Consider the following 24,642-nt stretch of genomic DNA (forward strand, 5'->3'; position numbering starts at 1 on the left):
GTCAGCGACGCCTCGCGGCCAGGTGCGCGGCCCCGACGATGCCGGCCGCGTTGCGCAGCCCCGCGGGCACGATCGGCGTGCGCAGGTCGAGCAGCGGCAGGAACTGGTCGTGCTTCTTGCTGACGCCGCCGCCCACGACGATGAGGTCGGGCCAGAACAGGTTCTCGACCACGGTGAAGTAGCGCTGCAGCCGCGTCGCCCACTGCTCGAACGTGAGGTCCTCGCGGTCGCGCGCCGCGTCGGACGCGCGCGACTCGGCGTCGTGGCCGTCGATCTCGAGGTGCCCGAGCTCGGTGTTGGGCACGAGCACGCCGTCGACGACGAGCGCCGAGCCGATGCCCGTGCCGAGCGTGACGACCAGCACGACGCCCGGGACGTCCTTGGCGGCGCCGTGGACGACCTCGGCGTACCCGGCGGCGTCGGCGTCGTTCACGGCCACGACGCGCCGCCCCGTGGCGGCGCCGATCGTCTTCTCGACGTCGGTGCCGATCCAGGAGTCGTCGACGTTCGCGGCGGACTGCGCGACGCCGTGCCGGATGACGGCCGGGAACGTCACGCCGATGGGCACGTGCGTGCCGAGCGAGAACGCGTCGACGACCTCGGCGACGGTCTCGGCGACGGCCTGCGGCGTCGCGGGCTGCGGCGTCGGGATGCGCACCCGGTCGGCGGCGAACTCGCCCGTGCCCAGGTCGACCGGCGCGCCCTTGATGCCCGACCCGCCGATGTCGACGCCGAAGGCCGTCGTCACCTCGTCGTCGTGCGCGTGCTTCTTGCCCGTGTGCTCGTCCTTGCTCATGGCAGCGTCAGGACCTCCGCCCCGGTGTCGGTGACCAGCAGGGTGTGCTCGAACTGCGCCGACCGGCTGCGGTCGGCCGTGACGACGGTCCAGCCGTCGTCCCACATCTCCCAGTCCGCGGTGCCCAGGTCGAGCATGGGCTCGATCGTGAACACCATCCCGGGCTGGATCACGGTGTCGTACGCGGGTGCGGCGTCGTAGTGCGGCACGACGAGGCCCGTGTGGAACGCGGGGCCCACGCCGTGGCCCGTGAACTCGCGCACCACGCCGTACCCGAACCGCGCGGCGTACTTCTCGATGACGCGGCCGATGACGTTGATCTCCCGGCCCGGGCGGACGGCCTTGATGCCGCGCTCGAGCGCCTCGCGCGTGCGCTCGACGAGCAGGCGCGAGTCCTCGTCGACGTCGCCCGCGAGGAACGTCGCGTTGGTGTCGCCGTGCACGCCGCCCACGTACGCCGTGACGTCGACGTTGACGATGTCGCCGTCCTCGATCACGGTCGAGTCGGGGATGCCGTGGCAGATCACCTCGTTGAGCGACGTGCACAGCGACTTCGGGAAGCCGCGGTAGCCGAGCGTCGAGGGGTAGGCACCGTGGTCGACGAGGAACTCGTGGCCGATCGCGTCGAGCTCGTCGGTCGTGACCCCGGGGGCCACGTGCCGGCCGACCTCCTGCAGCGCCTGCGCCGCGAGCCGAGCCGCGACGCGCACACGCTCGACGGTGTCGGCGTCCAGCACGTCCGAGCCCCGCCAGGGTGTCGGCATCGGCTTGTCGACGTACTCGGGACGCGCGACGTGCGCCGGGACCGTGCGTCGGGGGCCGACGCGGCCGGGGGTGAGGGCGGTGCGCGAGTGGACCGGCGGCATGACTGGCAGTCTACGTAGCGGCGGTGCCGCCCGGCCCGCCGGGACGGGAGGTGCCCTGGTGGCCGAGTTCTACTTCAACACCCGGACGCACGAGGTCGAGGAGGGTCCGCGCAGCGACTGGTCGCACCGCATGGGCCCGTACGCCACGCGCGAGGAGGCCGCGCACGCGCTCGAGACCGCGCGCGAGCGCTCGAAGGCGTGGGACGAGGAGGACCGCCGGGAAGCCGAGGAGAACGCCTGACGGCGCCCGCGGCCGCCCCGCCGGCTCACGCGTCGAAGGAGTGCTCCGCGGCGGGGAACGCGCCCCCGCGCACCTCGTCGGCGAAGGCCCGGGCCGCCGCGGTGAGCGCCTGCCCGACCTCGCCGAACCGCTTGGCGAAGCGCGGGGACCAGTCGCCCATGCCGGCCATGTCGACCCACACCAGCACCTGCCCGTCGCACTCCGCGCCGGCGCCGATCCCGATCGTCGGGATCCGCACGACCTCGGTGATGCGTGCCGCGACCGGCGCGGGCACCATCTCGAGCACGACCGCGACGGCACCGGCCTCGGTGACGGCGACCGCGTCGTCGCTGATCTGCTCGGCCGCCTGGCCGCGGCCCTGCACGCGCGGGCCGCCCAGCGCGTTCTCGGACTGCGGCGTGTAGCCGAGGTGAGCCACGACCGGGACGCCCGCCGCGGTGAGCGCGCGGATCTGCGGGACCGAGCGCTGCCCGCCCTCGATCTTCACGGCCGAGACGCCGGTCTCCTTCATGACCCGCACCGCGCTCGCGAGGGCCTGCTCCGGTCCGGCCTCGTACGTGCCGAACGGCAGGTCGGCGACGACGAACGCGCGCCGCGCGGCGCCCGCGACGGCGCGGGCGGCGACGACGATCTCGTCGAGCGTGACGGGCAGCGTGGTCGCGTAGCCGTGCATCGTGTTCCCGATGGAGTCGCCGACGAGCAGCATGTCGATGCCGGCCTCGTCGAACAGGCGCGCGGTGACCGCGTCGTACGCGGTCAGCATCGTCAGGCGCTCGCCGCGCTCCTTCGCGGCCTGCAGGTGGTGCACGCGGACTCGGCGGGGGGTCGGGGCGTCGCTCGTCGACATGGCGCGAGCCTAGCCCGGGGCACCTCGCGGGACGCCCGGGGACGGGCACCCGCGCCGCCGTCGGCACGCGTCCCGGCACGTGCGCGGAGCCCCGGTCGGGCCCGGACGCGCCGCGCGGTGGACGCACGCCCTGCGGGGTCGGGTCATCAGGCAGGATGTACGCATGGACAGGCAGCAGGAGTTCGTCCTCCGGACCGTCGAGGAGCGGGACATCCGCTTCATCCGTCTGTGGTTCACGGACGTGCTGGGCATGCTCAAGTCGGTCGCCGTCGCGCCTGCCGAGCTCGAGCAGGCGTTCAGCGAGGGCATCGGCTTCGACGGCAGCTCGATCGAGGGCCTCACGCGCGTGTACGAGGCCGACATGATCGCCAAGCCCGACCCGTCGACGTTCCAGATCCTGCCGTGGCGCGGCGAGCGGCACGGCACCGCGCGCATGTTCTGCGACCTGCTGACGCCCGACGGCGAGCCGTCGCTCGCGGACTCGCGCTACGTCCTCAAGCGTGCGCTGAACCGCGCGAGCGACCGCGGGTTCACGTTCTACACGCACCCCGAGGTCGAGTTCTACCTGTTCGACGCGCCCGCGGACCCGTCGCGGCCGCTCGTCCCGGTCGACCAGGGCGGCTACTTCGACCACGTGCCGCGCGGCACCGCGCACGACTTCCGCCGCGCCGCGATCACGATGCTCGAGTCCATGGGCATCTCGGTCGAGTTCTCGCACCACGAGGCCGGTCCGGGTCAGAACGAGATCGACCTGCGGTACGCCGACGCGCTCACCACCGCCGACAACATCATGACGTTCCGCACGGTCGTCAAGGAGGTCGCGCTCGAGCAGGGCGTGTTCGCGTCGTTCATGCCCAAGCCGCTGGCCGACCAGCCGGGGTCGGGCATGCACACGCACGTGTCGCTGTTCGAGGGCGACCGCAACGCGTTCCACGAGCCGGGTGCGCCGCTCGAGCTGTCGAAGGTCGCGCGCTCGTTCATCGCGGGCATGCTCACGCACGCGGCCGAGATCACGGCCGTGACCAACCAGTTCGTCAACTCCTACAAGCGGCTGTGGGGCGGCGCCGAGGCGCCCTCGTTCATCTGCTGGGGCCACAACAACCGCTCGGCGCTCGTGCGCGTGCCGATGTACAAGCCCGGCAAGGGCAACTCGAGCCGCGTCGAGTACCGCGCGGTGGACTCGGCGACGAACCCGTACCTCGCGTTCGCGGTGCTGCTCGCGGCCGGGCTCAAGGGCATCGAGGAGGGCTACGAGCTGCCCGAGGGCGCCGACGACGACGTGTGGGAGCTCACCGACGCCGAGCGCAAGGCGCTCGGCATCGAGCCGCTGCCGACGTCGCTCGAGGCGGCGATCGCCGTCATGGAGCGCTCGGAGCTGGTCGCCGAGACCCTCGGCGAGCACGTCTTCGACTACTTCCTGCGCAACAAGCGCCAGGAGTGGGCCGAGTACCGCGCGCAGGTCACGCCGTACGAGCTGCAGCGGTTCCTGCCGCTCGTCTGACCGTGGCCACGACGCCGGGCCGCGGCTCGTCGCTCCCGACGCGGCTGACGCGCGTCGGCGTGGCCGACGTGCCCCGGGGCGAACGGCTCCTGGGCGACCCCGCGCTCGCGGCCGTCGACGCCGAGGTCGTCGAGCACGTGGTCGCGGCGCTCGCGGAGGTCGGGGACCCCGACGAGGCGCTGCTCGCGGTCGCCAAGCTCGCGGGCGCGGTCCAGCGCGACGACCGCCTCACGGCGCTGCTGCACGACGTGCTCGCCGACGACGGCCCCGCGCGCGCCCGCCTGCTGGCCGTCACGGGTGCGTCGTCGGCGCTCGGGAACGCGCTCGCGGCGCACCCCGTGAACCTGCTCGCGGTCGCCGACCCGACGCCGGGCACGGGCGTCGCCGCCGCCCACGTGCGCGCCGAGCTGCTGCGCGCCGTGGACGCCGACCCCGCCGCGGACGTGCCCGTCGCCGGGCTGGCCGGCACGCCGGGCGTCGACGCGATGCGGCGCGCCTACCGCACGCGGCTGCTGCGCATCGCCGCGACCGACCTCACCGCCGAGGACCCCCTGACCCGGCTGCCGGGTGTCGCGGCCGCGCTCGCGGACCTCGCGGCCGCGGCCCTCGAGGCGGCGCTCGCGCTCGCGCGCGCCGACCTCGACGACGAGGGGTGCGGCGTGCGGCTCGCGGTCATCGGCATGGGCAAGGCCGGCGGGCGCGAGCTCAACTACGTGTCGGACGTCGACGTCGTGTACGTCGCCGAGCCGGTCGACGGCACGCCCGAGGACGAGGCGCTCGTGGCCGGCGCGCGGCTCGCGGCGGGCCTCGCGCGCGCGTGCTCGGCGCCCGCGGGCGAGCCCGCGCTGTGGCCGGTGGACGCCGCGCTGCGCCCCGAGGGCAAGGACGGCCCGCTCGTGCGGACGCTCGCGAGCCACCGCGCGTACTACGAGCGGTGGGCCAGGACGTGGGAGTTCCAGGCCCTGCTCAAGGCGCGGCCGCTCGCCGGGGACGCCGACCTGGGCCGCGCGTACGTCGACACGGTCAACCCGTTCGTGTGGGCGGCGGTGCAGCGCGACAACTTCGTCGAGGACGCGCAGGCCATGCGGCGCCGCGTCGAGGCGCACATCCCGCGCGCGGAGGCGGACCGGCAGCTCAAGCTCGGTGCGGGGGGCCTGCGCGACGTCGAGTTCACGGTGCAGCTGCTGCAGCTCGTGCACGGGCGCGCCGACGAGTCGATCCGCAGCCCGTCGACGCTCACGGCGCTCGCGGCGCTCGCGGCCGGCGGCTACGTGGGGCGTGAGCACGCCGCTCAGCTCGCGGTCTGCTACCGCTGGATGCGCATGATGGAGCACCGGATCCAGCTGCACCGCCTGCAGCGCACGCACCTGGTGCCGACGTCGGAGCCCGACCTGCGGCGGCTCTCCCGGACCATGCGGATGCGCATCGAGGGCCCCGAGGGGCTGCTGGAGCGGTGGCGCACGACGCGCCGCGAGGTGCGGCGCCTGCACGAGGAGCTGTTCTACCGACCCCTGCTGCCGGCGACGGCGCGGCTGTCGACCGAGGAGGCGAGCCTGGCGCCCGAGGCGCAGCGCGCGCGCCTCGCGGCCATCGGCTACCGCGACCCGGCGGGTGCGGTCCGGCACATCGCCGCGCTCTCGGAGGGCGTCTCGCGGCGGGCGGCGATCCAGCGGCAGCTGCTGCCGGTCATGCTCGGCTGGTTCGCCGAGGGCGCCGACCCCGACGCCGGTCTGCTCGCGTTCCGGCGGCTGTCCGAGCAGCTCGGCTCGACGCACTGGTACCTCAAGCTCCTGCGCGACTCCGGCACCGCGGGGCAGCGTCTCGCGCAGGTCCTGTCGACCTCGCGGTACGCGGCCGACGCGCTGTCGCGCTCGCCGAACTCCGTGACGTGGCTCGACGACGACGCCGAGCTCGCGCCGCGGTCCGCCGAGCGGCTCGTCGCGGAGGCCGACGCCGTGCTGCGGCGGGCGAGCGAACCGGTGCCCGCCGTGACGGCGTTGCGCGCGCTGCGCCGTCGCGAGCTCGCCCGGACCGCCGTCGCCGACGTGCTCGGCGGCACGACGGGCGTGCGCGCGTCGCACAGCCTCACGAACGCGGCCGACGCCGTCCTCGCGGGCACGCTGCGTGTCGCCGAGGCGGAGGCGCGCGCCGCCGCGGGGGTCGACGCGAGCCCGACGCGTCTGCTCGTCGTCGCGATGGGGCGCATGGGCGGCCGTGAGATGGGGTACTCGTCCGACGCCGACGTGCTGTTCGTGCACGACCCGGTGCCGGGCGCCGACCCGCAGGCCGCGCAGCAGTTCGCGGTCGCGGTCGCGTCGCAGCTGCGGCAGCTGCTGGGGTCGGTCGGGCCGGAGCCCACGCTGAGCGTGGACGCGGACCTGCGCCCCGAGGGTCGCAACGGACCGCTCGCGCGCTCGTTCGACGCGTACGCCGAGTACTACGCGCGCTGGTCCGCGACCTGGGAGAGCCAGGCGCTGCTGCGGGCCCGACCGGTCGCCGGGGACACCGGGCTGGGGGAGCGGTTCGTCGCGCTCGTCGACCCGCTGCGCTACCCCGAGGGCGGGCTCGACCCCGCCGCGGTCCGCGAGGTGCGTCGCATCAAGGCGCGCGTCGAGGCCGAACGGCTGCCGCGCGGCCTCGACCCGACCCGCCACCTCAAGCTCGGCCGCGGCGGCATCAGCGACGTCGAGTGGACGGCGCAGCTCCTGCAGCTGCTGCACGCGCACGCCGTGCCCGCGCTGCGCACGACGTCGACGCTCGACGCGCTCGCCGCCGCCACCGAGGCCGGGCTGCTCGACGCCGACGACGCGACCGTGCTGCGCGAGGCGTGGGAGCTCGCGTCGCGCATCCGGGACGCGAACGTGCTGTGGACGGGCCGCGCCGAGGGCGCGCACGCCGACGTCCTGCCGCACGACCGGGTCGCGCTCGCCGGCGTGTCCCGCGTCCTGGGGATGCCCCCGGGCTCGGGCGCCGAGCTCGAGGACACGTACCTGCGCGGCGCGCGGCGCGCGCGGGCCGTCGTCGAGCGCGTCTTCTACGGCTGACGCGGGCCGGTCCCGACGCGGGGCGGCGTCCGTGCAGGTCGCGGCCCACGAGCGCTCACCCTTCGCCCGGGGCAACCGATGGAGAGGTGAACCCCCTCCGTGTGCGGTCGCTGTCGCGCGCCGTCGCGGCCCACCGTCAGGAGACCCATGTCGTACCCTTCCGTCGCCCCGCACACCCGTCGCCGCGGTCGGCGTCTGTCCATCGCGGGGAAGGTCCTCGGACTGCTCGCGGCCGCGGGCCTCGTCGGCGTCGTCGTCGTGGTGTCCGCCGCGCTGGGTCTGACGCAGCTGCGCGCCGACGTCGAGCGGACCAGCGCGAACGTCGCCCAGCTGAGCCAGGTCAGCGACCTCGCGCGCGCGTTCCAGGCCGGACGGGCCCGCATGGTCGAGTACCCGGCGGCCTCCGAGCAGGTCCGCGGCGACCTGCGCGACCAGCTCGACGGCTACGTCGCGACGATCGCCGAGCAGCTCGCGGCGTACGAGGACCAGGCCGCCGACGCCGACGCGTTCGCGGCGTTCGAGGGCGCCTGGACCGAGATGGTCGGCCTCGCGAAGGACGAGCTGTTCCCGATGGCCGACGGCGGGGACGTCGCGGGGGCCGCGGCGTTCTACCGGGCGGCGATCCTGCCGCAGACGACGATCGGTGCGGACGCGATCGCCGCCGAGAACGCGGCCGTCGCTGCGGCCGCCGACGCGGACGCGACCGCGTCGGGCGCCAACGTCAACCGCACGCTGGCGACCGTGGTGGGCGTGCTGCTGCTCGGCCTGACCGTCGTCGTGGTGGTCGGTCTGCGGGTCGCGCGGCGGCTCGCCCTGGACGCCGGGGAGGTGCGCACGGCGCTCGAGGCCATGGCGGACGGCGACCTCACGCACACGGCGCACGTGCGCAGCACCGACGAGCTCGGTGACATGGCGCGCTCGCTGGACCTCGCGCAGACGAGCCTGCGCGAGGTCGTGTCCGGCGTCGCGGAGTCCGCGCACACCGTCGCGTCGGCGGCCGAGGAGCTCGCCGCCGCGTCGACCCAGGTCGTCGCGGGATCGGACGAGACGTCGGCTCAGGCGGGCGTCGTGGCGGCCGCGGCCGAGCAGGTGTCGCGCAACGTGCAGTCGGTCGCGGCGGGCGCCGAGCAGATGGGTGCCTCGATCCGCGAGATCGCGCAGAACGCGTCGCAGGCCGCCAAGGTCGCGAGCCAGGCCACCGACGCCGCGGCGGCGACCAACGAGCAGGTCTCGCGCCTGGGGACGTCGTCGCAGGAGATCGGCAACGTCGTCAAGGTGATCACGTCGATCGCGGAGCAGACGAACCTGCTGGCGCTCAACGCGACCATCGAGGCGGCCCGCGCGGGCGAGGCCGGCAAGGGCTTCGCGGTCGTGGCCGGTGAGGTCAAGGAGCTCGCGCAGGAGACGGCGAAGGCCACCGAGGACATCGTGCGGCGCGTCGAGGCCATCCAGACCGACACGTCCGGCGCCGTCGGTGCGATCGGCGAGATCGCCGAGATCATCGCGTCGATCAACGACTACCAGCTGACGATCGCGTCGGCGGTCGAGGAGCAGACCGCCACGACCACCGAGATGTCGCGGTCGGTCGGCGAGGCGGCCGCGGGGTCGGGGGAGATCGCCTCGAACATCACGGGCGTCGCCACCGCCGCGAGCTCGTCGTCGGAGACCCTCAACCAGATGGGTGCCGCGATCGGCGAGATGGCCCGCACGTCGGAGGACCTGCGCGCCCGGGTGTCGCACTTCCGGTACTGAGCGCCACCGGGACCGGGTGCGCACAGCGGAGCACCCCCGTCGCCTCGAGGGCGACGGGGGTGCTTTCCTGCAGGTCAGGCGCTCACGGGAGCAGCCGTGACACCTGACGATCAGACGTCGTAGTACAGCTCGAACTCGTGCGGGTGCGGGCGCAGCCGGATCGGGTCGACCTCGGCCGAGCGCTTGTAGTCGATCCACGTGCGGATGAGGTCCGGCGTGAACACGTTGCCGGCGGTCAGCCAGTCGTGGTCGGCCTCGAGGTTGTCGAGCACCTCGGCGAGCGAGCCCGGGACCTGCTGGATGAGCGCGTGCTCCTCGGGGGGCAGCTCGTAGAGGTCCTTGTCGACCGGCTCCGGCGGCTCGATGCGGTTCTGGATGCCGTCCAGGCCGGCCATGAGCATGGCCGCGAATGCGAGGTACGGGTTCGACGACGGGTCCGGCACGCGGAACTCGACGCGCTTGGCCTTGGGGTTCGAGCCCGTGACGGGGATGCGGATGCACGCCGAGCGGTTGCGGGCCGAGTAGACCAGGTTGACCGGCGCCTCGAAGCCCGGCACCAGGCGGTGGTACGAGTTCACCGTGGGGTTGGTGAACGCGAGCAGCGACGGCGCGTGCTTGAGCAGGCCGCCGATGTACCAGCGGGCGATGTCCGACAGGCCGCCGTAGCCCTTCTCGTCGAAGAACAGCGGCTCGCCGTCCTTCCACAGGGACTGGTGCACGTGCATGCCCGAGCCGTTGTCGCCGAACAGCGGCTTCGGCATGAAGGTCGCCGTGCGGCCGTTCTCGTGAGCGACGTTCTTCACGACGTACTTGAACAGCTGCACCTTGTCGGCCGACTTGGACAGCGTGTCGAAGCGGTAGTTGATCTCCGCCTGGCCGGCGGTGCCGACCTCGTGGTGCGCGCGCTCGACCTGCAGGCCGAGGGCGTCGAGCTGCAGCGAGATCTGGTCGCGCAGGTCGGCGAAGTGGTCGACCGGCGGGACGGGGAAGTAGCCCCCCTTGTAGGGCGTCTTGTGCCCCAGGTTGCCACCCTCCTCCTCGCGGCCCGTGTTCCACGCGGCCTCGATCGAGTCGATGTAGTAGTACGACGCGTTCTGCTTCGTCTCGAAGCGGATGTCGTCGAAGATGTAGAACTCGGCCTCGGGCGCGAAGAACGCGGTGTCCGCGATGCCGGTCGACTTGAGGTACGCCTCGGCCTTCGCGGCGACCTGGCGGGGGTCGCGGCTGTAGGGCTCGTCGGTGTACGGGTCGACGATGTGGAAGTTGATGTTCAGCGTCTTCTCGACGCGGAAGGGGTCGACGTATGCGGTCGTGACGTCGGGCACGAGCTTCATGTCGGACTCGTGGATGGCCTGGAAGCCGCGGATCGACGAGCCGTCGAACATCTGGCCGTCCGTGAAGAAGTCCGCGTCGAGCGAGGCGGCCGGCACGTTGAAGTGCTGCATCACACCCGGCAGGTCGCAGAACCGCACGTCGACGAACTTGACGTCCTCGCTCTTGATGAACGCCAGGACTTCCTCTGGCTTCGTGAACATCCGCTGCTCCTCGGTCGGTGGTGCCCGGTCGACCCGGGCGCTGACGAGGCTAGGAGCGGGGGGTTTCCCCGCCGTGGCCCCGTTGTTTCCGGCAGGTTACGCGCTGGGCCCCCGTGTAACGATCTCGCGTCCCGTGCACCGGGCGGGCGACGTGCAGGGCGCACGTACGCTGGTGGCATGGCGACGCGTGACTCGGTGGGCTCGTGGCTCGAGGGCGGACCCGGCTCCGACGGGGACCGCGGCAGCAGGCTCGGGCTCCCCGCGTCGGGCAGCGGCTCGTTGGCGCGGCCCGGCCGGCGCCTGGTGGCGCTCGCGATCGACTGGGTCGCGTGCCTCGCGGTGTCGGCCGTGCTGCTGCCCGTGCGGGACGACGGGCTCTTCCTGTTCCGCGGGCACGAGCTCGCGACGCTCGCGGTGTTCGCGGTCGAGAACCTCGTGCTCGTCGCGACGCTCGGCCACACGCTCGGGCACCGGCTGCTCGGGCTGCAGGTCCGCAGGCTCGCGCAGACGTCGCTGCGCACGCCGCCGGCGCCCGTCGACGGCCCGCCCGGGATCGTCGCCGCGGCCGTGCGGACGCTGCTCGTGTGCCTCGTGATCCCCGCGGTCGTCTGGGACGGCGACGGGCGCGGCCTGCACGACCGTGCCGCCGGCACGGTGCTCGTCCGTCGCTGACGGCGGACGCCTCGCACGTCAGCGGCCGCGCATGCCCTTGCGGTCGGGGCGCGCACGCATCGGGTCGATGCCCTTGGGCACCGGGAGCTTGACCGCGCCGAGCGACGTCACGCGGCGCAGCACCTCGCCGACCTCGGCCTTGGTGAGGTTGCCCTTGAGCTTCGTGACCGTGCGGGGGAGCTTGCGCAGCGGCACCTGGCCCTCGCCGTCACCGACCTGGATCAGGTGGATCGGCGCGCCCGAGACGACGCGCGCCGTGCGCTTGCGCTCCGACTCGAGCAGCCGGCCGATGCGGTGCGCGGGGCCCTCGCCGATCAGCACGACGCCCGGGCGTCCGACGCCGCGGAACACGAGGTCCTGCGTGCGGGGGTCGGCCGCGACGGGCTCCTGCGTGAACGTCCAGCCGCGACGCAGCGTGCTGAGCGCGGCCATCGACGCGCCCGGCTGCCCGTCGATCCGCGCGTAGGCGGCGGTCTCGGCGCGGCGCGCGAGCACGAACATCGCTCCCAGCAGCGCGAACGGCACGCTGATGACCAGCAGGTACACGACGTGGCCCGTCAGGGCCCCGATGAGCACGCCGAGCGCGAGCACCCCGGCGAAGACGGCGAGGATGATCCACGTCACCGCCGGGTCGGTCTGCCGCGTGACCTGGTACGCCTGCCAGACCTGGTGGTACCACCGGGTCTTCTTGACCTTGCCGCCCTTGGCGGGGGCGTCGGGGGACGTGGAGCGCTCGCGTGCCATGGGTCGGGAGTCTACCGGGGTGCGGCCGGTCAGCCGACGGTCGCGCGGGCCAGCAGCGACGACGCCTCCTGGCGCGACGTCGTCGGCTCGCCGAGGTGCGCGAGCGCGTCAGGGATCGGCAGCCCGCGGCGGCGCATCGCCTGGCCCCAGAGCCGTCCGGCGCGGTACGACGAGCGCACGAGCGGCCCGGACATGACGCCGAGGAAGCCGAGGCGCTCGGCCTCGGCCGACAGCTCGACGAACTCCTCGGGCCGCACCCAGCGGTCGACGGGGTGGTGGCGCACCGAGGGGCGCAGGTACTGCGTGATGGTGACGAGGTCGCAGCCGGCCTCGTGCAGGTCGCGCAGCGCGTCCGCGGCCTCCTGCGTCGTCTCGCCCATGCCGAGGATGAGATTCGACTTGGTCACGAGCCCGGCCTCGCGGGCGCGCGTGATGACCGACAGCGACCGCTCGTAGCGGAAGCCTGGGCGGATCTGCTTGAAGATGCGCGGCACGGTCTCGAGGTTGTGCGCGAGCACCTCGGGGCGCGACTCGTTGACGACGTCGAGCAGCTCAGGCACCGCGTTGAAGTCGGGGATCAGCAGCTCGACGCCGGTCCCCGGGTTGAGCGCGTGGATCTGCCGCACGGTCTCGGCGTAGAGCCACGCACCGCCGTCGGCCAGGTCGTCGCGCGCGACGCCCGTGACGGTCGAGTACTTCAGCCCCATGGCCTGCACCGACTCGGCGACGCGCCGCGGCTCGTCGGCGTCGAAGTCGGCCGGCTTGCCGGTGTCGATCTGGCAGAAGTCGCACCGGCGCGTGCACTGGTCGCCGCCGATGAGGAACGTCGCCTCGCGGTCCTCCCAGCACTCGAAGATGTTGGGGCAGCCCGCCTCCTCGCAGACCGTGTGCAGGCCCTCGCGGCGCACGAGGCCCTTGAGCTCGCTGTACTCGGGGCCGGTGGTCGCGCGCGTGCGGATCCACTCGGGCTTCTTCTCGATCGGCGTGGCGGCGTTGCGGGCCTCCACCCGGAGCATGCGGCGTCCCTCGGGTGCGATCGTCACGCGGCCAGAGTAACCCGCGCGGTCGGCGCCCGGCCCGTCGTCCGGGTGTGACGGGGACCTCCGTCCCGGGCGGGCGCGACGACCGGGAGGGACGCTGGGCAGATACCGGTCCGCGACCCGCGGGGGGTCCGTGGTCGCCGAGCGACCGGGCGAGGAGGTGGCACGGTGCACGTCCTGGTGACGGTCGCGTCGCGGCACGGCGCGACGCGCGAGATGGGCGACGTGGTCGCCGAGGTCCTGAGGTCGGCCGGGCACGACGTCGACGAGGTCGAGCCGGACGAGGTCGAGCACGTCGAGCCGTACGACGCGGTCGTGCTCGGCTCGGCGGTGTACGTCGGGCGGCTCGCGCTCGGCCTGCGCGACCTCGTGGACCGGCAGGGCGGCCAGCTGCGGCAGCGCCCGGTGTGGCTCTTCTGGTCGGGACCCGTCGGCGACCCGCCGGTGCCGGCGACGGTGCCGGACGACGTCACGCGGATCGCCGAGACCGTCGGGGTGCGCGACGTCGCGACGTTCGCCGGCCGGCTGGACCGCGACGGCCTGAACATCTCCGAGCGCGCGCTCGTCGCGCTCACGCGCGCGGACGCGGGGGACTTCCGGGACCTCGACGTCGTGCGCACGTGGGCGGAGGGCGTCGCGCGCGAGCTGCGGACCGTGGGCCAGGAGGCGTAGCGGCCCGGGGTCGGAACCGCCGTCTCAGCCCGCGGCGACCGCCGCGCCCGCGGCCAGCAGCGGCGCGAGCGCGTCGCGCAGGTGGGCGACGACGAGCGGCGTGACCTCGGCGATCGTGACCTCGCGCCCGGCCTCGGCGCTCAGGGTCGTGACGTCGGCGTCGTCGATCCCGCACGGCACGATGCGCGAGTACCAGTCGAGCGACGCCGTGCAGTTCAGCGCGAACCCGTGCATCGTGACGCCGCGGGCCACGCGCACGCCGATCGCGGCGACCTTGCGCTCGCGGCGGGGTGCGGGGGAGGCGTCCGCGGGGTCGGCCGGGAACCACACGCCGCTGCGCCCCTCGACGCGCACCGTCGCGACGCCCACGTCGGCGCACGTGCGCATGAGCGCGTCCTCGAGCGCGCGGACGTAGGCCACGACGTCGACGGGCTCGGCGAGCCGCACGATCGGGTAGCCGACCAGCTGCCCGGGGCCGTGCCACGTGATGCGACCCCCGCGGTCGACGTCGACGACGGGCGTGCCGTCGACGGGGCGGTCCGAGCGGGCCGTGCGCTTGCCCGCGGTGTACACGGGCTCGTGCTCGACGAGCAGCAGGGTGTCCTCGCGCTCGCCCGCGGCGACGGCCGCGTGCACCTCGCGCTGCAGGTCCCAGGTCGGCACGTACGGCTGCAGGCGGGTGCCGAGGTCGAGCGGTTCGACGCGCATGGAGGTCAGGCTAAGCCCTCGTCGGCGGTCCCCGGCCGGGCGGCGGCCGCGACGGCCTCGGGGTCGAGGTCCTCGGGGCGCACGACCTCACGCAGCAGCTCGTCGAGCAGCGCGCGACGCTCGGGCGCCAGGTGCCCGAGCACGGTCTCCTGGGCGGGGCCCGGGTCGGCGCACGCGGCGAGCGCGCGGGCGCCGTCGGGCGTGATCGCGATGACGTGCCGACGGCGGTCGTCGTCGTGGCGGCGCCGCGTGACGTAGCCCGTGCGCTCGAGCCGGGCGACGACGCGGCTCATGGTCTGCTCGGTGACGCCGCACGCGTCGGCGAGCTCGCGCTGGGACATGGGCGCCATCGAGACGTGCACGAGGACGGGCAGGCTCGCGTGGTTGAGGTCCCAGGACGCGAGGTGCGCGTCCCACGCGCGCTCGACGCGGCGGGCGGCCGTCGACAGCAGGCGTCCGACCGGCCAGTGGTCGGGCCGGCCCCGCGGCTGCTGCGTGCTCACTCGTCCTCCAGGTTGCCGAGGCGTCGCCGCGGCGTCATGATGCTCAGCATGCTGAGGAATCCCGTGGCGCGCGCGGTCGCCGTCGCCGCCGTGCTCGTCGTCTGGCTCGGTCTCGGTTCCGTGGGCGGCATGGCCCAAGGACGCCTCTCCCAGGTCCAGACGAACGACGCGGCAGCGTTCCTGCCGTCGTCGGCGCAGTCCACCCGCGCGGCCGAGGCCGCACGTGACTTCGTCGACACGCAGACCCTACCCGCGCTCGTCGTGCTCGCCCCGGCGGACGGCTCGGACGTCACCGACGCCCAGCTCCAGGCCGTGGCGCGGTTCGCCGAGCAGGTGCCGACCCTGCCCGTCGACGGCGGCACGTGGGCCGACCACCTCACCGGACCCGTGGTGCCGGTGCCGTCGCAGGACGGCGCAGCGATCCTCGTGCCCGTCCCGCTCGACGGACAGGCCGCCGAGCAGCTCGTCGACGACGAGTCCCTCACGAACCTGCTCATCGGCGACCTGCGGACCGCGCTCGTGGACGACCTCGGCGCGACCCCCACCACCGCCGGCGACGTCGGCCTGCACGCGTGGGTCACGGGACCCGCCGGCTTCGTCTCCGACCTCGGCACCGCGTTCGCCGGCATCGACGGCCTGCTCCTGCTCGTCGCGCTCGGCGCGGTCCTGCTCATCCTCGTGGTCGTCTACCGGTCCCCGTTCCTGCCGTTCGTCGTCATCCTCACGGCCGTGTTCGCACTCGCGCTCGCCGGGCTGGTGGTCTACGAGCTCGCCGACGCGGGCGTGCTCGTCCTCAACGGCCAGGCGCAGGGCATCCTCTCGATCCTCGTCGTCGGCGCCGCCGTCGACTACTCGCTCCTGCTCGTCGCGCGCTACCGCGAGGAGCTGCGGCACGCCGAGCACCCGGCGGACGCGATGCGCGTCGCGTGGCGCCAGACGCTCGAGCCCGTCGCCGCCAGCGCGGGGACCGTCGTCGCGGGGCTGCTGTGCCTCCTGCTGTCCGACCTCGCGTCCAACCGCAGCCTCGGCCCCGTGGCCGCGATCGGCATCGGCGCCGCCCTGCTCGCCGCGCTCACGTTCCTGCCCGCGATGCTCCTCGTCGCAGGTCGTCGTTCGCGCGCGCTGTTCTGGCCCCGCGCGCCCCGGCCCGCCGCGGCGACGACCACCGCCGCCACGCACGGCGAGCACGCGGCCACGGTGCCGCCCGCCGCCGCCGACCCCTCCAAAGGCACCGGCCTGTGGGCGCGCTGGGCGCGGTTCGTCGCGCGCCGCGCTCGTCCCGTGTGGCTCGTCAGCGCCGCCGTGCTGCTGGTCGCGGCCGCGTTCGTCCCGACGTTCCGCGCGTCCGGCACGAGCCAGACCGACGTGTTCCTCACCCCCGTCGACTCGGTCGCGGGCGAGGAGGTGCTCGCCGAGCACTTCCCCGCGGGAGCCGTGCAGCCCGCGGTCGTGATCGTCGCGCAGGACGAGCTCGACGCCGTCGTCGCCGCGGCGCAGGACGTCGACGGCGTCGCGTCCGCCACGCCCTACACGGGCTCCACCGGCGCACCCGCCGGCGCCGCCCCCGGCGGCCCCGGTGCCGCCCCGGCCGACCCCGTCGTCGTCGACGGCCGGGTCCGCGTCGACGTGGCCACCGAGGCGCCGTCCGACAGCCAGGAGGCGGTCGACACCGTCGCCGACCTGCGCGACGCGGTCGTCACGGTCGCCCCTGACGCGCTCGTCGGCGGCCCCGCCGCCGAGACGCTCGACACCCAGGTCGCCGGTGCGCGCGACCTGCGGGTCATCGTCCCGGTCGTCCTCACGGTGATCCTGCTGATCCTCATGCTGCTGCTGCGCTCGGTGGCCGCCGGGCTGCTGCTCATGGGGGCCAACGTGCTGTCGTTCGCGGCCGCGATCGGGGTCTCGGCGCTCGTGTTCGACCACGTGCTCGACCTGCCCGACGCGGACCCCGTCGTCCCGCTCTACGGGTTCGTGTTCCTCGTCGCGCTCGGCGTCGACTACTCGATCTTCCTCATGACGCGCGTCCGGGAGGAGTCCGCCGCGGTCGGAACCCGCGCCGGCGTGGTGCGCGGCCTCGCGGTCACGGGCGGCGTCATCACGTCCGCCGGCCTCGTGCTCGCCACGACGTTCGCGGCGCTGTCGGTGATCCCGCTGCTGTTCATGGCGCAGCTCGCGTTCATCGTCGCGTTCGGCGTGCTGCTCGACACGTTCGTCGTGCGCAGCCTGCTGGTGCCGGGGCTCGTGCACGACCTCGGGGCGCGCACCTGGTGGCCGTCGGCGCTCGCACGACGTCCCGAGCACGGCGTCCACGCGGCGACGGCGCGGACCGCGGCGGACGAGGAGCCCGCGCACCGCTCGTAGAGTGGCGGGCATGGAGCCGCTGCGCATCGGACTGGTCGGGTACGGCGGCGCGGGGCGCGGCATCCACGCGCGCCTTGCCCGCGCGACGGGCCAGCGCGTCGTCGCCGTGGTGACGCGGCACCGCGGCGAGCAGGTCGTGGCCGACTGGCCCGGCGCGCACGTCGTGCCCGACGTCGAGGCGCTCCTCGCGCTGCGCGACGAGCTGGACCTCGTCGTCGTCGCGAGCCCGACGGGCGACCACGCGGCGCACGTCCGCGCCGCGCTCGACGCGGACGTCGCGGTGCTGGTCGACAAGCCGCTGGCCACCACGCGCGTGCAGGCCGCGGCGCTCGTGCGGCTCGCGCAGGAGCGCGGCGGTCGTCTCACGGTGTTCCAGAACCGTCGCTGGGACCCCGAGCAGCTCACGCTGCGCGCGCTGCTCGACGCCGGCGAGCTCGGGCGCGTGCACCGGTTCGAACGGCGCTGGGAGAGGTACCGCCCCGAGCCGCAGCGGCGCTGGAAGGAGCAGGACGCGGTCGCGGGCGGCCTGCTGCTCGACCTCGGCGCGCACCTCGTCGACTCGGCGGTGCAGCTGTTCGGCCCCGTGCGCCGCGTGCACGCCGAGCTGCGCGCGCTGACGACGCCCGCGCTCGACGACGTGTTCCTCGCGCTCGAGCACGCGGCGGACGCCGACGGCCACCACGTCGTGTCCCACCTGTGGGCCGGCGGGCTCGTCGGCGCGCCCGGGCCGCGCACCCGTGTGCTGGGGGAGCGCGGGGCGTACCTCGTGACGAGCTTCGAGGGCGAGCCGACGCCGTTCGCCGTGCTCGACGACGCGCTCGACGCGCAGCGCGGCCCCGACGAGCCGGCGCACGAGGGCTGGCTGGTGCGCGGCGCCGAGCGCACCCCCGTGCCTCGCGCGCCCGGCGGACACGAGGACGTGTACCGCGCGATCCAGGCGTGGCTGCGCGCCGACGGCCCCGTGCCCGTCGACCCCGCCGACGCCGTGGCCACCGCGCGCGTGCTCGACGCCGCGCGCGTCGCCGCCGAGACCGGGGTGCCGCAGCTCCTGGGCTGACCCGCGGCGCGCCCGCCGCCGTGCCGGGGCCTGTGGACGACGCGCACGCGCCGCCGGGCACCGCGTGTTGGATGACGGCCGTGCCCACGGTCCCGCCCCCTGACGACGTCCTCCGGCTGCTGCACGCGCTCGGTGCACGGCCCGCGTCCCCGGTCGGCACCGACGGGTCCTGGTGGGTCGCGCGGCCCCTCGACGACGCGGACGAGCGCTGGCTCGAGGTCCAGGTCCTCGACGCACCCGCGGACGCGACCCTCGCGACGCGCGCCGCGGCGCTCCTGGCGCTCGACCACCCGCACCTCCCGCGCGTCCACGCGGTCGAGCCGCTCGCACCGGGTCGCGTCGCGGTGGTCTGCGAGCACGTGCCGGGCCCGACCGTCGCCGCCGTCCGGGCGGCGCGCCCGCCGCTCGCGGACGGCGAGGTCGTGACGCTCGCGGTGCCGGTCGCGCAGGCGCTCGGGGCGCTGCACGCCGCCGGCCTCGCGCACGGGGCGGTCGGCGCCGACCGGGTGGTCGTGCGGCCGGGCGGCATGCCCGTCCTGGTCGACCTGCGCGGCGCGCTGCGCGGCGACGGCAGCCCGACCGGTGACGTGCACCGGCTCCTCGCGACGCTGCTGGGGCTCATGGCGCCCCTCGACGCGCACCTCGCCGCGGGTCTCGACGGCACGCTGCGGCTGCGCGACGCGCTCGAGCGCCTGCTGCGCACGAACGCCGCGGCGGGCGACGTCGTCGACGCCGCCTTCGCGTGCGCGGACGCCGAGCCCGTCCTCGTGCCCGACCCGGACGTGCTCGCCGGTGCGCAGGTCGCGCTCGCGCACGGCCGCACGTCCGCGCCGCGCGAGGCCGCGGGGGGCCCGGTGCCCGCGCGGCGGTCGCGGCGCGCCCGACCGGTGCGCCGGCGTCGCCCGGGAACGGTCGGCGCGGTCGTGGCGGTGGTCGTGGCGCTGCTGGGCGGCGGCGCCTGGGGCGTGCACGCCGTCACGGGTGACGACGCCGCCCCCGCCGCCGCCACGGTCCCGCCGCGGTCGTCGGGCGTCGCCGACGGCACCCGCGCCACGACGGCGAAGGACGACCGCGGCGTCGAGGCTGTGCGGGACCCCGAGGACCCCGCGGCCGCGGCCGCCGCGCTGACGCGGCTGCGGGCCGACGCGCTCGCGGCGGCCGACGCGGCCGCGCTCGCCGACCTGTCCGTGCCCGGCTCGCCGGCGGCCGCCGCGGACGCCGCGGTCGTCGCGGCGCTCGCGGGCGCCCGCAGCGAGGGACTGGTCGCCGACGTGGCGGCCGTCGCCGCCACGGGACGCACGCCCGACGGGGACGCGACCGTCGACGTGACGTCCGGCCTCGGCCCGCACGTGCGCGTGACGCCCCGGGGCGAGCGCGCCGACGTGCCCGCCGTCCCGTCGCGCACCGTGGAGCTGGTGCTCCGGTGGGCGGACGGCCGGTGGCGCGTGCTCGACGTCAGGGGGCCGGGCGGCGCGCCGTCCTGAGCCAGCGGGCGACGTCGTGCGGCGTCGTGTGCCGGGCCACGAAGCCGCTCGCGCGCAGGGCTGCCGGGTCCGCGCGCACCGAGCCGAGCACCTCGGAGGAGAAGTCCCGCAGCGCGAGCCGGAGCGCCGCAGCGGGCACCGGGACGGTGAGGTGCGCACCCCAGGCACGGCGCAGCGCAGCGAGCAGCTCCGCGTGCCGGTCCGCCGAGGCCACGAGGTTCGCCGGTCCGTGCACGTCGGCGGTGAGCAGGTGCTCGATCGCGCGCACCTCGTCCAGCAGGCTGATCCAGCTCCAGAACTGCCGCCCCGAGCCCAGCCGTGTCGCGACACCCGCGCGCAGGGGGAGCAGCAGCGGTGCGGCCGCGCCACCGTGCGGGCTCAGGACGATGCCGGTGCGCAGCAGCGCGACGCGCACGTCGGTGTCCTGCGCGGGGGCCGTCGCGGCCTCCCAGCGGCGGACGACGCCCGCGAAGAACGTGTCGCCGAGCGGCTCGGTCTCGGTAAGCACCGTGTCGCCGCGGTCGCCGTACGCGCCGATGCCCGAGGCCTGCAGCAGCACGCGGGGTGCCGGCGTCGCGTCGTCGCCCGCGAGCCCGGCGAGCGTGCGCGACAGCAGCCCGGCGGTCCGCACGCGCGAGTCCACGACGGCGCGCTTGCGTGCCGCCGTGAGGGGCCGCGAGGCGACGTTGACGCCCGCGAGGTCGACCACGGCGTCCGCGGCGCGCACCGCGGCGACGTCGACGCGTCCGGCGTCCGGATCCCAGCCGGCCTCGGCGGGTCCGCGCGGCGCTCGCCGCACGAGCCGCACGACGTCGTGCCCGGCCTCCGTCAGATGGCGGACCAGGGCCGTCCCCACGAGGCCGGACGACCCGGCGACCAGCACGCGCATGCCGCCACCCTAGTGACGCGCGGGGCGTGCGGCGCGGCGACCGTGGAGCGGCCGGGCGGGCGAGCGCCTGCGGGGTCCCGGACGCGGCGAGGGCCGTCCACCCGACGGTGGACGGCCCTCGCGGGTGGTGCGTCGTGTCAGAGACCGACCTCGGACTCGAACGCGCCCTCCTCGAGGCGGTTCTTGACCGCCATGAGGTAGCGCGACGCGTCCGCGCCGTCGACCAGCCGGTGGTCGTACGACAGGCACAGGTAGCACATCGACCGGATGGCGATGACCTCCTCGCCGTCGGGGCCCTTGACGACCACGGGGCGCTTGACGATCGTGCCCGTGCCGAGGATCGCCGACGTGCCGCCGGGGACGATCGGCGTGTCGATGATCGCGCCGCCCGAGCCGGTGTTGGTGACCGTGAAGGTCGCACCCGACAGCTCGTCCGGCGTGACCTTGTTGGACCGGGTGCGACCCGCGAGGTCGTTGATCTTGCGGGCGATGCCGGCGAGGTTGAGGTCGCCCGCGTCGCGGATGACCGGCACGAGCAGGCCGCGCTCGGTGTCGACCGCGATGCCGACGTTCTCCTGGCCGTGGTACGTGATCGTCTTGTCCTCGAGCACCCCGTTGATCTTCGGGTACGTCTTGAGGGCCTCGACGGCGGCCTGGACGAAGAACGGCAGGAACGTGAGGTTGACGCCCTCGCGCGCCTTGAAGTCGTCCTTGGCGCGCGCCCGGAGCTTCGCGATCTTCGTGACGTCGACCTCGACCACGGTGGTGAGCTGCGCCTGCGTGTGCAGGGCCTCGACCATGCGCTCGGCGATGATCTGACGCAGCCGGCTCGCCTTCTCGGTCGTGCCGCGCAGCGGCGACACGGCCGGGGGTGCCGCCGGCTTCGACGCCGCGGGGGCGGCGGCGGGCGGCGCCTCGGCGGCCTTGCGGGCCTCCTCGGCCTTGGCGGCGGCCTCGAGCACGTCCTCCTTGCGGATGCGCCCGCCCACGCCGGTGCCGGTCAGCGTGCTGACGTCGACGCCCTTCTCGGCCGCGAGCTTGCGGACCAGCGGCGTGAGGTACGACCCGGCGGCGGCCGGCGCGGCGGGCGCCGCCGGAGCCGTCGGCTGCTGCCGGGCGGCCTCCTGCGCGGCCGGCGTCGTGCCGGCGGACTGCGCCGACTCGGTCTCGGGCGCGGGTGCCTCGTACCCGGCGGGCTGCGAGGAGGCCTGCGGTGCGGGCTCCTGCTGCGCGGCGGGCTTCTCGGCGGGCTTCTCGGGCGCGGCCGGGGCCTGCGCGGCGGGCGCCGCGGCACCCGAGCCGACGATCGCCAGCACGGCGCCGACCTCGACGGTCTCGTCCTCGCCGACCTTGATCTCCTGGAGCGTGCCCGCGACGGGCGAGGGGATCTCGGTGTCGACCTTGTCGGTCGAGATCTCGAGCAGCGGCTCGTCGACCTCGACCTGGTCGCCCACGGCCTTGAGCCAGCGCGTGACGGTGCCCTCGGTGACGGACTCGCCCAGCGCGGGCAGCGTCACCTCCTGGCCGTCGCCCGACGGCGCCGAGGCCTCGGCCGGGGCCGGGGCGTCCTCGTGCTGCTCGGGGGCCTGCTGGGCCGACTGCTCGGCCGCCGGCTCCTCGGCGGGCGCCTGCTGCGCGGGCGCCTCGGCCTGCGCGGGCTCCTGCTCGGGGGCGTCCCCGGCGGAGTCGCCGCCCTCGCCCGAGCCGATCACGGCCAGGGTCGCGCCGACCTCGACCGTCTCGTCCTCCTCGACGAGGATCTTCTCGAGCACGCCCGCGACGGGCGAGGGGATCTCGGTGTCGACCTTGTCGGTCGAGATCTCGAGCAGGGGCTCGTCGACCTCGACACGGTCGCCGACCTGCTTGAGCCAACGGGTGACGGTGCCCTCGGTGACCGACTCACCGAGCGCGGGAAGCTGCACGTTCTCGGACATGACCGCTCGTGTCTCCTTCGATCCAGGTCAGTTGTGGGCGTGCAGCGGCTTGCCGGCGAGCGCCAGGAAGGCCTCGCCGAGCGCCTCGTTCTGCGTGGGGTGGGCGTGGACCAGCTGGGCCACGTCCTCGGGGTACGCCTCCCAGTTGACGATGAGCTGGCCCTCGCCGATGAGCTCGCCGACGCGCGCACCGATCATGTGCACGCCGACGACCGGCCCGTCCTTCTTGCGGACGAGCTTGATGAAGCCCTGCGTCGCGAGGATCTGGCTCTTGCCGTTGCCGCCGAGGTTGTACTCGAGGACCTCGACGTTCTCGTCGCCGTACAGCTCCTTGGCGCGCTTCTCCGTGACGCCGACCGACCCGACCTCGGGGTCGGAGTACGTCACGCGCGGGATGCCGGACTCGTCGATCGTCGGGGGGTTGAGGCCCGCGATCTCCTCGGCGACGAAGATGCCCTGCTGGAACCCGCGGTGCGCGAGCTGCAGGCCGGGGACGATGTCGCCGACGGCGTAGATGTTGGCGACGCCCGTGTGCAGGCGCTCGTTCGTGATGACGAAGCCGCGGTCGAGCGTGAGGCCCTGCTCCTCGTAGCCCAGGCCCGACGTGCTGGGGCCGCGGCCGACCGCGACGAGCAGGACGTCGGCGTCGAACGTCTTGCCGTCCTCGAGCGTGACGTGCACGCCGTTGTCGTCCTGCGTGACGCCCTGGAACCGGACGCCCAGGTTGAAGCCGATGCCGCGCTTGCGGAACGCGCGCTCGAAGGCCTTGGAGATCGCCTCGTCCTCGTTGGGCACGAGGTGGGGGAGCGCCTCGACGATCGTGACGTCCGTGCCGAACGACTTCCAGACGCTCGCGAACTCGGAGCCGATGACGCCGCCGCCGAGGATGATCGCCGAGCGCGGGATCCAGTCGAGCGTGAGCGCCTGGTCGGACGTGATGACCCGGCCGCCGATCTCCAGCCCGGGCAGCGAGCGGGCGTACGACCCGGTGCCGAGCACGATGTGCTCACCCGTGAGCGTGCGGTCGCCGACCTGGACCGTGTGCGGGCCGGTGAGCTTGCCCCAGCCCTCGACGACCTCGATCTTGCGGGACTTGATGAGCCCCTGGAGCCCCTTGTAGAGGCGGCCGATCACGTTGTCCTTGTACTGGTTCACGCCGCCCATGTCGACGCGCTCGAGCGTCGTGTGCACGCCGAAGTGCGCACCCTCGCGGGCGTTGTCGGCGAGCTCGGCCGCGTGCAGCAGGGCCTTGGTCGGGATGCACCCGCGGTGGAGGCACGTGCCGCCCACCTTGTCGGCCTCGACGAGGGCCACGGTCTTGCCGAGCTCGGCGGCGCGCAGCGCGGCCGCGTAGCCGCCGCTACCTCCGCCCAGGACGACGATGTCGAAAGCGGTGCCGTTGTCGGCCACGTGCGCACTCCTCGCAGGTCGGGATGGGCTGCCGCCCCATCTTGTCATCCCGTCCCCGTCGCGACGAACCGACTAGCACGTCCGGCGGTGTGAGTCCCGCGACAGTCGTCCCATGTCCTGCGCGAGGCGTGTGCCGCGCCGCTCCGGGGCCCCGCGGACGTCCAGCGGACGTCCAGGTCTCGTCGGTACGCTCGCGGGATGGGTCTGTTCTCCCGTCGTCGACCTCAGCCCACGGACGCGCCCGCGGGACGCGAGGCGCGCGCCGAGACGCTCGCCTACCTGCGGGACTTCGTGACCACGCGCGTCGGTGTCGAGGCGTACGTCGAGCCGCGCACCAACGTCACGCCCACGACGCTCATGCTCGTCGCGACCGACGGCGAGTGGACGCGACGCAAGGTCCCCGACGACCGGGCCGCGGCCGCGCTCGCGCGCGAGCTGCAGATCCCCGTGTACGACGTGCAGCGCACGGGCTACCCGCAGCGCGTGCGGGACTGGAACGCGCGCCAGCGCGTCGAGCGCCGGCGTCGCGCGGCCGAGCGCGCCTGACGCGCCCGGCCGCCGCGCCGCCGACGCGGGTCTGCGGCGA

At 74.9% G+C, this 24,642-nt stretch carries 21 protein-coding genes; 10 read left to right on the forward strand and 11 right to left on the reverse strand.

The window, feature by feature from the left end:
* Position 1 precedes the first annotated feature (1 nt).
* Together ppgK and map are read right to left on the reverse strand one after the other, a co-directional pair.
* A complete protein-coding gene (ppgK, locus tag E4A51_RS02675) occupies positions 2-796 on the reverse strand; it encodes a polyphosphate--glucose phosphotransferase (protein WP_134850792.1) in 795 nt (264 codons plus the stop codon).
* Positions 793-1,662, reverse strand: a complete 870-nt coding sequence (map, locus tag E4A51_RS02680) for a type I methionyl aminopeptidase (RefSeq protein WP_070318645.1) — start codon at positions 1,660-1,662, stop codon at positions 793-795. The genes ppgK and map overlap by 4 nt, the downstream gene beginning before the upstream one ends.
* A 58-nt stretch (positions 1,663-1,720) precedes the next feature.
* Here map and E4A51_RS02685 point away from each other — a divergent pair, with 58 nt between their 5' ends.
* Complete coding sequence (locus E4A51_RS02685; RefSeq protein ID WP_070318644.1) at positions 1,721-1,903, forward strand: hypothetical protein; 183 nt, start codon at positions 1,721-1,723, stop codon at positions 1,901-1,903.
* Positions 1,904-1,928: 25 nt separating this feature from the next.
* Here E4A51_RS02685 and panB read toward each other — a convergent pair whose 3' ends face one another.
* The gene (gene panB / locus E4A51_RS02690; protein ID WP_070318643.1) at positions 1,929-2,750 is read right to left on the reverse strand and encodes a 3-methyl-2-oxobutanoate hydroxymethyltransferase; all 822 of its coding nucleotides are present in this window, start codon (positions 2,748-2,750) and stop codon (positions 1,929-1,931) included.
* Positions 2,751-2,913: 163 nt separating this feature from the next.
* Here panB and E4A51_RS02695 point away from each other — a divergent pair, with 163 nt between their 5' ends.
* From E4A51_RS02695 to E4A51_RS02705, 3 genes are all read left to right on the forward strand, one after another.
* Positions 2,914-4,251, forward strand: coding sequence for a glutamine synthetase family protein (locus E4A51_RS02695; protein ID WP_046528597.1), 1,338 nt, complete (start codon positions 2,914-2,916; stop codon positions 4,249-4,251).
* Positions 4,252-4,253: 2 nt separating this feature from the next.
* Positions 4,254-7,295 carry a bifunctional [glutamine synthetase] adenylyltransferase/[glutamine synthetase]-adenylyl-L-tyrosine phosphorylase gene (locus E4A51_RS02700; RefSeq protein ID WP_070318642.1) on the forward strand — a complete coding sequence of 1,014 codons (3,042 nt, stop codon included), beginning with the start codon at positions 4,254-4,256 and terminating at the stop codon, positions 7,293-7,295.
* A 147-nt stretch (positions 7,296-7,442) separates the two neighbouring features.
* Positions 7,443-9,047: a methyl-accepting chemotaxis protein gene (locus E4A51_RS02705; RefSeq protein ID WP_134850793.1), complete on the forward strand. Its 1,605-nt coding sequence runs from the start codon at positions 7,443-7,445 to the stop codon at positions 9,045-9,047.
* Between the two features lie 110 nt (positions 9,048-9,157).
* On the opposite strand, the gene glnA is transcribed toward E4A51_RS02705, so the two are convergent.
* Positions 9,158-10,582: a type I glutamate--ammonia ligase gene (glnA, locus tag E4A51_RS02710; protein WP_046528594.1), complete on the reverse strand. Its 1,425-nt coding sequence runs from the start codon at positions 10,580-10,582 to the stop codon at positions 9,158-9,160.
* Positions 10,583-10,759: 177 nt separating this feature from the next.
* Here glnA and E4A51_RS02715 point away from each other — a divergent pair, with 177 nt between their 5' ends.
* Positions 10,760-11,254, forward strand: coding sequence for an RDD family protein (locus E4A51_RS02715; protein WP_046528593.1), 495 nt, complete (start codon positions 10,760-10,762; stop codon positions 11,252-11,254).
* 18 nt (positions 11,255-11,272) lie between these two features.
* Here the strand turns inward: E4A51_RS02715 and E4A51_RS02720 are convergent, their stop codons facing one another.
* Together E4A51_RS02720 and lipA are read right to left on the reverse strand one after the other, a co-directional pair.
* Positions 11,273-11,998 carry a DUF4191 domain-containing protein gene (locus E4A51_RS02720; RefSeq protein ID WP_070318640.1) on the reverse strand — a complete coding sequence of 242 codons (726 nt, stop codon included), beginning with the start codon at positions 11,996-11,998 and terminating at the stop codon, positions 11,273-11,275.
* A 29-nt stretch (positions 11,999-12,027) separates the two neighbouring features.
* Entirely contained in the window at positions 12,028-13,041 is a 1,014-nt protein-coding gene (gene lipA, locus E4A51_RS02725) for a lipoyl synthase (RefSeq protein ID WP_070318639.1), read from the reverse strand.
* Positions 13,042-13,206: 165 nt separating this feature from the next.
* Between lipA and E4A51_RS02730 the strand changes: the two genes are divergently transcribed.
* Positions 13,207-13,710 (forward strand): flavodoxin domain-containing protein, encoded by a 504-nt coding sequence (locus E4A51_RS02730; protein WP_070318638.1) that lies wholly within the window; start codon positions 13,207-13,209, stop codon positions 13,708-13,710.
* Between the two features lie 24 nt (positions 13,711-13,734).
* Here the strand turns inward: E4A51_RS02730 and lipB are convergent, their stop codons facing one another.
* Together lipB and E4A51_RS02740 are read right to left on the reverse strand one after the other, a co-directional pair.
* On the reverse strand, positions 13,735-14,418 hold the full coding sequence (lipB, locus tag E4A51_RS02735) for a lipoyl(octanoyl) transferase LipB (protein WP_134850794.1): 684 nt from the start codon (positions 14,416-14,418) through the stop codon (positions 13,735-13,737).
* A gap of 5 nt (positions 14,419-14,423) precedes the next feature.
* Positions 14,424-14,921: a MarR family winged helix-turn-helix transcriptional regulator gene (locus E4A51_RS02740; RefSeq protein WP_134850795.1), complete on the reverse strand. Its 498-nt coding sequence runs from the start codon at positions 14,919-14,921 to the stop codon at positions 14,424-14,426.
* Positions 14,922-14,969: 48 nt separating this feature from the next.
* Between E4A51_RS02740 and E4A51_RS02745 the strand changes: the two genes are divergently transcribed.
* The 3 genes from E4A51_RS02745 to E4A51_RS02755 all read left to right on the forward strand — a co-directional run bounded on the left by E4A51_RS02745 (position 14,970) and on the right by E4A51_RS02755 (position 19,823).
* Positions 14,970-17,282, forward strand: a complete 2,313-nt coding sequence (locus tag E4A51_RS02745; RefSeq protein WP_240696349.1) for an MMPL family transporter — start codon at positions 14,970-14,972, stop codon at positions 17,280-17,282.
* Positions 17,283-17,292: 10 nt separating this feature from the next.
* A complete protein-coding gene (locus E4A51_RS02750) occupies positions 17,293-18,339 on the forward strand; it encodes a Gfo/Idh/MocA family oxidoreductase (protein WP_134850797.1) in 1,047 nt (348 codons plus the stop codon).
* An 80-nt stretch (positions 18,340-18,419) separates the two neighbouring features.
* Positions 18,420-19,823, forward strand: coding sequence for a hypothetical protein (locus E4A51_RS02755; protein WP_167748801.1), 1,404 nt, complete (start codon positions 18,420-18,422; stop codon positions 19,821-19,823).
* Here the strand turns inward: E4A51_RS02755 and E4A51_RS02760 are convergent.
* The 3 genes from E4A51_RS02760 to lpdA all read right to left on the reverse strand — a co-directional run bounded on the left by E4A51_RS02760 (position 19,795) and on the right by lpdA (position 24,056).
* Entirely contained in the window at positions 19,795-20,712 is a 918-nt protein-coding gene (locus E4A51_RS02760) for a TIGR01777 family oxidoreductase (protein ID WP_134850799.1), read from the reverse strand. The two genes, E4A51_RS02755 and E4A51_RS02760, sit on opposite strands and share 29 nt — an antisense overlap.
* 137 nt (positions 20,713-20,849) lie before the next feature.
* Positions 20,850-22,646: a 2-oxoglutarate dehydrogenase, E2 component, dihydrolipoamide succinyltransferase gene (gene sucB / locus E4A51_RS02765; RefSeq protein ID WP_134850800.1), complete on the reverse strand. Its 1,797-nt coding sequence runs from the start codon at positions 22,644-22,646 to the stop codon at positions 20,850-20,852.
* Positions 22,647-22,673: 27 nt separating this feature from the next.
* Positions 22,674-24,056: a dihydrolipoyl dehydrogenase gene (gene lpdA, locus E4A51_RS02770; RefSeq protein WP_070320775.1), complete on the reverse strand. Its 1,383-nt coding sequence runs from the start codon at positions 24,054-24,056 to the stop codon at positions 22,674-22,676.
* A gap of 198 nt (positions 24,057-24,254) precedes the next feature.
* On the opposite strand from lpdA, the gene E4A51_RS02775 reads away from it, so the two are divergent.
* Positions 24,255-24,602, forward strand: a complete 348-nt coding sequence (locus tag E4A51_RS02775; RefSeq protein WP_046528584.1) for a hypothetical protein — start codon at positions 24,255-24,257, stop codon at positions 24,600-24,602.
* The last annotated feature ends 40 nt before the right edge of the window (positions 24,603-24,642 follow it).

Origin of the sequence: Cellulomonas sp. HD19AZ1 (genome assembly GCF_004535805.1) — a bacterium.
Classification (GTDB): Bacteria; Actinomycetota; Actinomycetes; order Actinomycetales; family Cellulomonadaceae; genus Cellulomonas; species Cellulomonas iranensis.